Source organism: Bradyrhizobium jicamae (assembly GCF_001440395.1).
GTDB classification, from domain to species: domain Bacteria; phylum Pseudomonadota; class Alphaproteobacteria; order Rhizobiales; family Xanthobacteraceae; genus Bradyrhizobium; species Bradyrhizobium jicamae.
The window spans coordinates 11442-12792 of sequence record NZ_LLXZ01000180.1 but is presented as its reverse complement, the minus strand read 5'-3'; the positions used below and the strand labels follow the sequence as shown (position 1 = coordinate 12792).

2 protein-coding genes are annotated in these 1351 nt (G+C 60.4%); both read right to left on the bottom strand.

The genetic code is table 11. The features are described 5' to 3' along the window. Positions 1-637, bottom strand: a 637-nt coding sequence (locus tag CQ12_RS30240) for a glycosyltransferase (protein WP_157088576.1), incomplete at its 3' end; no start/stop codon positions are given. Continuing rightward, the coding region (locus CQ12_RS30235) for an HlyD family secretion protein (RefSeq protein ID WP_198164289.1) at positions 637-1351 on the bottom strand (715 nt) is incomplete at its 5' end. The genes CQ12_RS30240 and CQ12_RS30235, both read right to left, overlap by 1 nt.

The window sequence follows — 1351 nt, the reverse complement described above, 5'->3', positions numbered from 1 at the left end:
CGACATGTGGAACGAAATCCGCATCAAGGATGGCGACAAAATCCGGTCGATCCGGATCCTGGACACGCGCGGCAAGCGCGTGGTTGATGTTTCCCGCCTTGGCATGCGCGTTGTCGGAGCGCGCGATGTATCCGACAGAGTGCCGCTCGCAGGCCTGCCGGAGCCAGTCCCTGCGACCATCGTCAAGGACAAAGACGCGAAGTTTTGGAAATCGCACCGCTTTGGCCCCGATGATTGTCCGCTCGAGTATCTCAAGCGATTCATTGTAGGTCGTGATGAAGATGTCCACGTTTGGCGCTTCTCCAGATGACCACCATTCAGCGTGCTCGTCTGCCTCTGCCGTGCGCTCCTTCACCCGCGAGAGGATCACGAATGCGATTGACGAGGAGAGGACAGTCAGGCCCTCGAGCGCTGCGAAGCCCCAACTGACCAATGCGTCCGCAGTCCAGTCAAGTGGTACCAGTGTCTCGGTGAACCGCCATATCACGTAGCGCCAAGAGAGAATTGCCGCCAGTCCAAGCAGAAGGGTGCGCCAGTACCATCGGCTTGGGTTAAGCAGTGGGAGGACCGTCAGGCGCAGCCCGATGATGAGGGCGGCTCCCGCTAAGGCAGCAAGGAGTGGCGATAGCAGAAGCATCAAAAGCCGTACCGTGTGAGAAAGCGACGGAATTGGGCGATTGGGCCGCTCGAAAACACAACACGTCCAGTGCGACCGACGGCACAGCCAAGATCCGGCTGCTGTGCGAGGCCCGGCACCGTTACCGTTACGTCAAAGCGTTGCAGATGCTGCGGACTCGGACCCACGGCAAGGTTTGCGTAAAGCGCCGACGCGCCAGATCCGCCGAGCCGGGTGACGGTTCCGTCGAAAATTCGTTCGTCGCCAAACAGCCGAAACTGAACCGTCGCGCCGACGGAGAGGCTGTCATAAAGCGATTCGGATACGCCCGCGGTGACGACGAGGCTATTGCAGTCGACGAGCTTGACCAGGTCTTGCCCACGCCGTGCGTACGCGCCATCGTCCACCAGGATATCCCAGACGAGGCCGGGGACGCGGGCATTAAGCGTCGCGGACGTCAGGCGATTAACGCGCAGACGCTCGGCATCGATTTGCCGATCGAATTGAGCGATGCGCCCTTTGATCTGCTGCTCGTCGACATTCAGTTCCGCCAGGCGCTGATCGAGTTCCCGAATGCGCTGCATCGAGAAGGGGGCATCGTTATAGGACTCGCCGATGAAAACTCCGGTGCGGGCTGAGGTGAGTTCCGTCTCGAAATAGTTGACGCGCTGTTGCGCACTCTCCACGTCTTGCTGTGCGACATCGAACTTCGCGCGCGCCCGATCCAGGTTGGCC